General features: G+C 68.9%; 6 protein-coding genes and 1 pseudogene. 4 read left to right on the top strand and 3 right to left on the bottom strand.

Annotated elements, in window-relative coordinates:
- Positions 1 to 212: 212 nt before the first annotated feature.
- From VFL64_RS10330 to VFL64_RS10320, 3 genes are all read left to right on the top strand, one after another.
- Positions 213 to 1,640 carry an aminotransferase-like domain-containing protein gene (locus tag VFL64_RS10330; RefSeq protein ID WP_489540291.1) on the top strand — a complete coding sequence of 476 codons (1,428 nt, stop codon included), beginning with the start codon at positions 213 to 215 and terminating at the stop codon, positions 1,638 to 1,640.
- A gap of 12 nt (positions 1,641 to 1,652) precedes the next feature.
- Positions 1,653 to 2,279 carry a LysE family transporter gene (locus VFL64_RS10325; protein ID WP_489540290.1) on the top strand — a complete coding sequence of 209 codons (627 nt, stop codon included), beginning with the start codon at positions 1,653 to 1,655 and terminating at the stop codon, positions 2,277 to 2,279.
- A gap of 94 nt (positions 2,280 to 2,373) precedes the next feature.
- Positions 2,374 to 3,630: an HD-GYP domain-containing protein gene (locus VFL64_RS10320; RefSeq protein ID WP_489540289.1), complete on the top strand. Its 1,257-nt coding sequence runs from the start codon at positions 2,374 to 2,376 to the stop codon at positions 3,628 to 3,630.
- A 57-nt stretch (positions 3,631 to 3,687) separates the two neighbouring features.
- Here the strand turns inward: VFL64_RS10320 and arfB are convergent, their stop codons facing one another.
- Both arfB and alr read right to left on the bottom strand, forming a co-directional pair.
- Positions 3,688 to 4,092: an alternative ribosome rescue aminoacyl-tRNA hydrolase ArfB gene (arfB, locus tag VFL64_RS10315; protein WP_489540288.1), complete on the bottom strand. Its 405-nt coding sequence runs from the start codon at positions 4,090 to 4,092 to the stop codon at positions 3,688 to 3,690.
- Positions 4,089 to 5,198 carry an alanine racemase gene (gene alr, locus VFL64_RS10310; RefSeq protein ID WP_489540287.1) on the bottom strand — a complete coding sequence of 370 codons (1,110 nt, stop codon included), beginning with the start codon at positions 5,196 to 5,198 and terminating at the stop codon, positions 4,089 to 4,091. The genes arfB and alr overlap by 4 nt, the downstream gene beginning before the upstream one ends.
- Before the next feature lie 85 nt (positions 5,199 to 5,283).
- Here alr and lplT point away from each other — a divergent pair, with 85 nt between their 5' ends.
- On the top strand, positions 5,284 to 6,561 hold the full coding sequence (gene lplT / locus VFL64_RS10305; protein ID WP_489540286.1) for a lysophospholipid transporter LplT: 1,278 nt from the start codon (positions 5,284 to 5,286) through the stop codon (positions 6,559 to 6,561).
- A 7-nt stretch (positions 6,562 to 6,568) separates the two neighbouring features.
- Here the strand turns inward: lplT and VFL64_RS10300 are convergent.
- Positions 6,569 to 6,854: pseudogene (locus tag VFL64_RS10300) on the bottom strand (hypothetical protein); the annotation flags it as partial.

Raw genomic sequence — 6,854 nt, 5'->3', positions numbered from 1 at the left:
CTTGAGGGTGACGGGGGGTGTGAAGCGAACCATGGCGGCCTCCGGGGCGGTCAGTTTCTGGACGTTCAGTGTTCCCGGGTGGCCCCCAGGCCGCCATAGCCAGCACAGGACAAACTGAACCGGCACAGATGTCACGTTCGGCATCTGTATTGGTGACAACTGACGAGCTCTGTATCTGTCACATGCTGCCAACGCGTCCCACAATGGATCGCATGAATGCGCCTGGCGACCTGCCGCTGTACACCCGCGTGGCCGACGAGCTGGCCCAGGCCATCCAGGCCGGCAGCCTGCGCACGGGCGACCGCCTGCCCTCGGTGCGCCAGCTGTGCCAGCAGCACAGCGTGAGCGCCTCCACCGTCACGCTGGCCTACCGCTGGCTGGAGAACCAGGCGCTGGTCGAGGCGCGGCCCAAGTCGGGCTACTTCGTCGCCCGCCGCCACGAGCCGCTGCCCGAACCGCAGATAGACACTCGCATGGGCCGCGCCGGCTTCGTGACGGCCGACGATCTGACGCGCGAGTTCCTCTATGGCAACGACGACCCGCTGGCCGCGCCTTCGTTCTGCCCGTTGCCCGCGCGCGAGCTGCTGCCCGAGGCCAAGCTGCGCCACCTCACGGCGCGCCTCAACCGCCAGCGGCCCGACTTCGCCAGCCGCTACCAGATCACCGGCAGCGCGGCGCTGCGCCAGGAGATCGCGCGCCGCAGCGTGAGCGCCGGCGTGCGCCTGCGGCCGGAAGAGATCGTCGTCACCAACGGCGGCACCGAGGCCGTGCTGCTGGCCCTGCGCTCTGCCGCGCAGGCCGGCGACACGGTGGCGGTGGAGTCACCCACCTACTGGATGCTGCTGGAGATCATCCGCACGCTGGGCATGAAGTCGATCGAGATCCCCACGCACCCGCGCGAGGGCCTCTCCATCGAGGCGCTGGACCTGGCCACGCAGAAGCCCGGCGCGATCCAGGCCTGCATGGTCATCCCCAACTTCCACAACCCGCTGGGCAGTCTGATGCCCGTCGAGAACAAGCGCCGGCTGGTGGCGCTGGCGGCCGAGCGCGGCTTCACGCTGATCGAGACCGACATCTACGGCGAGACCTACTTCAGCGACGAACGTCCGCCGGTGCTCAAGAGCTTCGACACCCGCGACGAGGTGATCCTCTGCTCGGCCTTCACCAAGACCGTGGCACCCGGCTACCGCGTGGGCTGGATGGCGCCAGGCAAGCACTTCAAGACCGCGCAGTCGCACAAGTTCCACACCTCCATCACCGGCGCCATGCTGCCGCAGGAGGTGCTGGCCGAGTTCATCCGCGACGGCGGCTACGACCACCACATGCGCAAGCTGCGCGCGGCGCTCAAGCTGCAGGCGCAGCAGATGGCCGATGCGGTCACGCGCCACTTTCCGGCCGGCTGCAAGCTCAGCCGCCCGCAAGGCGGCTTCATGCTGTGGATCGAGCTGCCGCCGCAGGTCGACTCGCGCAAGGTCTTCGAGCAGGCGCGGCGCGAGCACATCGGCTGCGCGCCGGGCGCGACCTTCAGCAGCAGCACGCGCTTCGACCACTTCATCCGCGTGCATTACGGCGACCCCTGGTCCGCCAAGCTCGACGCCCACATCCGCCGCCTGGGCGAGATCGTGGCCTCCCACCTCTGACCTCAAGACATCATGGAACTCACCACCTGGCTCGCCTTCTTTGCCGCCTCCTGGGCCATCAGCATCTCGCCCGGCGCCGGTGCCGTGGCGGCCATGAGCTCGGGCCTCAACCACGGCTTTGCGCGCGGCTACTACCTCACCTTCGGTCTGGTGCTGGGCATCTGGACCCAGGTGCTGGTGGTCGGCCTGGGCCTGGGGGCGCTGATCGCCACCTCAAGCCTGGGCTTTGCCATCGTCAAGTGGCTGGGCGTGGCCTACCTCGTGTGGCTGGGCATCAAGCAATGGCGTGCCCCGGCCGAGCCCATGGTGGCGGCGACCGGCGAGGCCGCGAGCATGCCGCGGCGCAGCCTGGTGCTGCGTGGTTGGATGGTGAATGCCGTCAACCCCAAGGGCACCGTGTTCCTGCTCGCCGTGGTGCCGCAGTTCCTCGACCTGGCGCAAGCGCTTGCGCCGCAGTACGCGGTGATCGGCGCCACGCTGGGCTTCACCGACCTGGTGGTGATGGCGGGCTACACCGCGCTCGCCTCCAAGGTGCTGCGGCTGTTGAAGTCGGCGCGCCAGATTCGGGTCATGAACCGTGCCTTCGGTGGCTTGTTCGTGGCGGCCGGTGGCTTGCTCGCCCTCTTCAAACGGGTGTGAGCACGCGCTGAGCTACGTGTTGTCACAACCCCGCCCTTGAGCGCGGGGCGCGGTTGCCGAAAACAGGTCGTCACGGCCTGTTGGAGGCACCCTCATGAACCGGTCTACCCTGCCCCAGAACTTCAGCACCGCCAACCCGCACGTGTTGGCGGTCATCCTGCAGGCCAGCGAGACGCAGGCCATCCTCGCGTCGCGCGACATCTTCGACATCTCCGGCACCAAGCTGTGGGCGCGTGACCAGCCGGTCTCGCAAGCGCTGCAGCGCAAGCTGCTCGACCGCCAGCTGCGCCAGCCGCTCGAAACCTGCCTGCAGGCCGAGCACGGCGTGACGGCGCACACCCTGGTCGAATCGCTCGCCGCGTTGCTGGAGCGCGATGGCACGCTGTCGCTGCTGCTGCGCCCGCATGGCGCCCGGCTGCTGCGCGAAGCCACCCAGCTGCCGCTGCATTCGGTGGTGCAGCTGCTGCTCACCGTGGGCCGCGCCGCGCGGCCCGAGAGTTTCGATCACGCCGTGCAGGCCATGGCCTTGAACGGCGTGCTGGCCATTGCCCACGGCGCCGCTGCGCCCGAGCTGCGCCAGGCCATGCTGTGCGGCCTGCTGCACGACCTGGGCGAGATCTACATCGCCCCCGAACACGGCGAGGCCGATGCCGAGCGCACGCTCGACTTCCAGAGCTACAAGCACCTGGTGGTGCACCCGCACGTGGGCCAGCTGCTGCTGCAGCAGCTCACCGACTACCCGGCGGCGGTGGCGCGCGCCATCGGCGAGCACCACGAGCGGCTCGATGGCTCGGGCTACCCGCACTGCCTGCAGCGCGAGCAGATCTCGGCGCAGGGCAGGCAGCTCGCCGTCACCGAAGCCGTGCTGGGCTCGCTGCGCAGCCAGGGCGCGACGCTCGCGCGGGCCAGCGTGGCCTTGCGCGTGGTACCCGGCGAGTTCGACCTGCGCTGCGTGGGTGCGGTGTCGGCGGCCAGCCGGCTGCAGCCGCCCTTGCAGCCGACGATGACGGCCGACCAGATCCCCAAGCGCCTGGCCCTGCTCGACGCCTCCTTGCACACGGCGCATGTGGGCATCGTGGCCCTGGCTTCGGTCGCGCAGTCGCAGGCGCTGATGGACGCGCTCACGCTCGCACAGCAGCTGCTTGCGCGCCTGCGCACAGGCTGGAACGCGAGCGGCTTGTGGATCAACGGCCACGAGGCGGCGCAAGACGCCGCCGAGGTCGAGGCCGTGGAGCAGGAGCTGCGGCGGCGCCTGCGCGGCATCCACCGTGCCATCCTGCTGCACGCCGGCAAGCTGCCGGCGGGGGACTTGAAGAGCTTGAACCTGCTGGGCGAACAGCTCGGCAGCTGACACGAACACTGACCGATCAGGGCGGGGCGCGCCAGGGGGCGCGGCGGGGACTGGACACTAGCCGTCACGCACCTTGGTGCGCCCGGCCTTGATCTCTGAGCGCTGGCTCTTGCCGGCGAGGCGGCGCTGCTTGGCGCCGTAGCTCGGCCGCGTCGCCTTGCGTGGCTTGGGTGGCGTGGCCACGCTGTCCACCAGCTCCTGCAGGCGCTGCAGCGCCTCCTGGCGGTTCATGTCCTGGCTGCGCGAGGTCTGCGCCTTGATCACCACCACGCCTTCGTCGGTGATGCGCTGGTCGGACACCTTCAGCAAGCGTTCCTTTACCGCCTCGGGCAGAGATGACGCGCGAATGTCGAAGCGCAGATGCACCGCGCTCGACACCTTGTTGACGTTCTGCCCACCCGCGCCTTGCGCGCGGATGGCGCTGAACTCCACCTCGCCCGGCTCGACCCGGTGGCTGCTCATTGCACGTGGACGGGCACCCGGGGCGCGAGCGCGCACATCAGTTCGTAGCCCACGGTGCCGGCGGCGCGCGCCACCTCGTCGATGGGCAGCGCGGTGTCGTGCGGGCCGCGGCCCCACAGCGTGACCTCGGTGCCCGGCACTGCGTAGGGCACCATCGAGAGGTCGACGGTGATCATGTCCATCGAGACGCGGCCCACCATCTGCGTGCGCACACCGTTCACCAGCACCGGCGTGCCGGTGGTGGCCGAGCGCGGGTAGCCATCGGCATAACCGCAGGCCACGATGCCGATGCGCATGGCGCGGTCGGCAGTGAAGCTGCTGCCGTAGCCCACCGTGTCGCCCACCTGCAGCAGCTGCGTGCCGATCAGGCGCGAGCGCAGCGTCATGGTCGGGCGCAGGTCCCATTGGGCGATGGTGTGCAGCGGGAAGTCGGGCGAGGAGCCGTACAGCATGATCCCCGGACGCACCCAGTCGCCGCGCACCTCGGGCTGGGTGGGCGCATAGCGCAGCGTGGCCGCGCTGTTGCTGATGGAACGTTCGCCGACCAGGTCGTGCGTGACCGCGTTGAAGGCTTCGATCTGGTGGGCGATGCCGCGCGAGGTCTTGGGGTCGCCGTCAGCGTCGGACAGGTGCGTCATCAGCGTGATCTGGTCCACCTGCGTCAGGCCCGACAGGCGTTGCCACGCCGAGCGGAAGGCGGCGGGCGGGAAGCCCAGCCGGTTCATGCCGCTGTTCATCTTCAGGTACACGTGGTGCGGCCAGGTCGTCTTGTGCGTGGCCAGCCAGTCGATCTGCGCCTCGTGGTGCACCGCATGCCAGAGGTTCAGGCGCGAACACAGCTCCAGGTCGCGCGCCTCGAAGCAGCCTTCGAGCAAAAGGATGGGGCCGCGCCAGCCCAGCGCACGCACGCGCTCGGCCTCGGCCAGGTCGAGCAGCGCAAAGCCATCGGCCGACTGCAGCCCGGGGTATGCGCGCTCGATGCCATGGCCGTAGGCATTGGCCTTGACCACGGCCCACACTTTCGCGTCCGGCGCGTGGTTGCGGGCGCACTTCAGGTTGTGCGCAATGGCATCGGGATGAATCAACGCTTCGATCGGACGCGGCATGCCGCCGATTCTGCCAGCGGCCTGGTGACTACCGTGCGTGCTATAACCGCCCGGCTCTCGTGCTCCGACGCCACCCGGCCAACGAATGAAAAAAGGTTTCTACACCATCATGTCAGCGCAGTTTTTCAGCTCGCTGGCTGATAACGCGCTGTTCGTTGCCGCTGTTGAACTGCTCAAGACCTCGGGTCAACCCGAATGGCAGCGCGCCGCCCTGGTGCCGATGTTCGCGCTGTTCTATGTGATCCTCGCGCCGCTGGTGGGCGCCTTCGCCGACGCCGTGCCCAAGGGCAAGGTCATGTTCTTCTCGAACCTGATCAAGGTGGTGGGCTGCTTGATGATGCTGTTCGGCACCCACCCGCTGCTGTCGTACGCCATCGTGGGCCTGGGCGCGGCGGCCTACTCGCCGGCCAAGTACGGCATCCTGACCGAGCTCTTGCCCACCTCGCAGCTGGTCAAGGCCAACGGCTGGATCGAGGGGCTGACCAGCGCGTCCATCATCCTCGGCGTGCTGCTCGGCGGGCAGCTGGTGGGCCATGCGGTCTCGCACATGCTGCTGCAGTTCGACATGCCGATGGTCGACACCGGCATCGACACCGCGCCCGAAGCCGCCATCGCCTCGTTGATCCTGCTGTACCTGCTGGCTGCGATCTTCAACCTGAAGATCCCCCGCACCGACGCTCCGCTGCAGCCGCTGGTGGGTGGCGTGACGGCGCTGGTGCGCGACTTCTCGCGCTGCAACGCCCGCCTGTGGGGCGACAAGCTGGGCCAGATCTCGCTGGCCACCACCACGCTGATCTGGGGTGTCTCGGGCAACTTCCGCTACATCGTGCTGGCCTGGGCGGCCGCCGCGCTCGGCTACGGCACCACGCAGGCCTCGGCGCTGGTGGGCGTGGTGGCCATCGGCACGGCGGTGGGTGCCGTGGTCGCGTCGATGCGCATGCGGCTGGACCAGGCCACCAAGGTGATCCCGATGGGCATCGCGATGGGCCTGCTCGTGATCGCGATGAACGTCATCACCAACGTGTGGGCGGCGGCGCCCTTCCTGCTGGTGCTGGGCGCCATCGGCGGCTACATGGTGGTGCCGATGAACGCGCTGCTGCAGCACCGCGGCCACAACCTGATGGGTGCCGGCCGCTCGATCGCCGTGCAGAACTTCAACGAGCAGGCCTGCATCCTGGCGCTGGGCGCGTTCTACACCGGCATGACGCGCTTCGGTCTTTCGGCCTTCGCGGCCATCACCGCCTTCGGCCTGGTGGTGGCGGGCACGATGTGGGTGATCCGACGCTGGCACGCGAACAATTGCGTGCGGTACAAGGATGAGGTCGACCACCTCCTCGCGCTCGCACGTACCGACAAACACTGACTGCGGCTCAACGGGCCCGCATCGTCTGCTCGATCGCCGCTGCCCACGGCACCGCCAGCTTGCGGTAGCCCGCGCGCGTGAGGTGGATCTCGTTCACCCAGTCCCCACTGGTTCCCTCCGAATCCAGCGCCGCGGGGGTGATGGCGATGGCGCTGGTGTCGAAGAAGTGCACGTTGGGGAAGCTCGCGCCGTCGGCTGCGATGGCGGCCAGCATGCCGCCCAGCTTGCGGATCAGCAGCGTGGCCAGCGGCAGCCAGTCGGCTTGCGCAATGCCATGCGCCTGCAGCGAGGGC

Source organism: Rhizobacter sp., from assembly GCF_035702065.1.
Classification (GTDB): domain Bacteria; phylum Pseudomonadota; class Gammaproteobacteria; order Burkholderiales; family Burkholderiaceae_C; genus Rhizobacter.
Note: the sequence above shows the minus strand (reverse complement) of the source record. Positions and strands in the feature narration are given on the sequence as shown.

What these genes read in the sequence shown, in the direction of transcription:
- VFL64_RS10320 (WP_489540289.1), top strand. Translation starts at nt 2,374, where the DNA reads ATGAACCGGTCTACCCTGCCCCAGAACTTCAGCACCGCCAACCCGCAC.
- alr (WP_489540287.1), bottom strand. Translation starts at nt 5,198, where the DNA reads ATGCCGCGTCCGATCGAAGCGTTGATTCATCCCGATGCCATTGCGCAC.
- arfB (WP_489540288.1), bottom strand. Translation starts at nt 4,092, where the DNA reads ATGAGCAGCCACCGGGTCGAGCCGGGCGAGGTGGAGTTCAGCGCCATC.
- VFL64_RS10325 (WP_489540290.1), top strand. Translation starts at nt 1,653, where the DNA reads ATGGAACTCACCACCTGGCTCGCCTTCTTTGCCGCCTCCTGGGCCATC.
- VFL64_RS10330 (WP_489540291.1), top strand. Translation starts at nt 213, where the DNA reads ATGAATGCGCCTGGCGACCTGCCGCTGTACACCCGCGTGGCCGACGAG.
- lplT (WP_489540286.1), top strand. Translation starts at nt 5,284, where the DNA reads ATGAAAAAAGGTTTCTACACCATCATGTCAGCGCAGTTTTTCAGCTCG.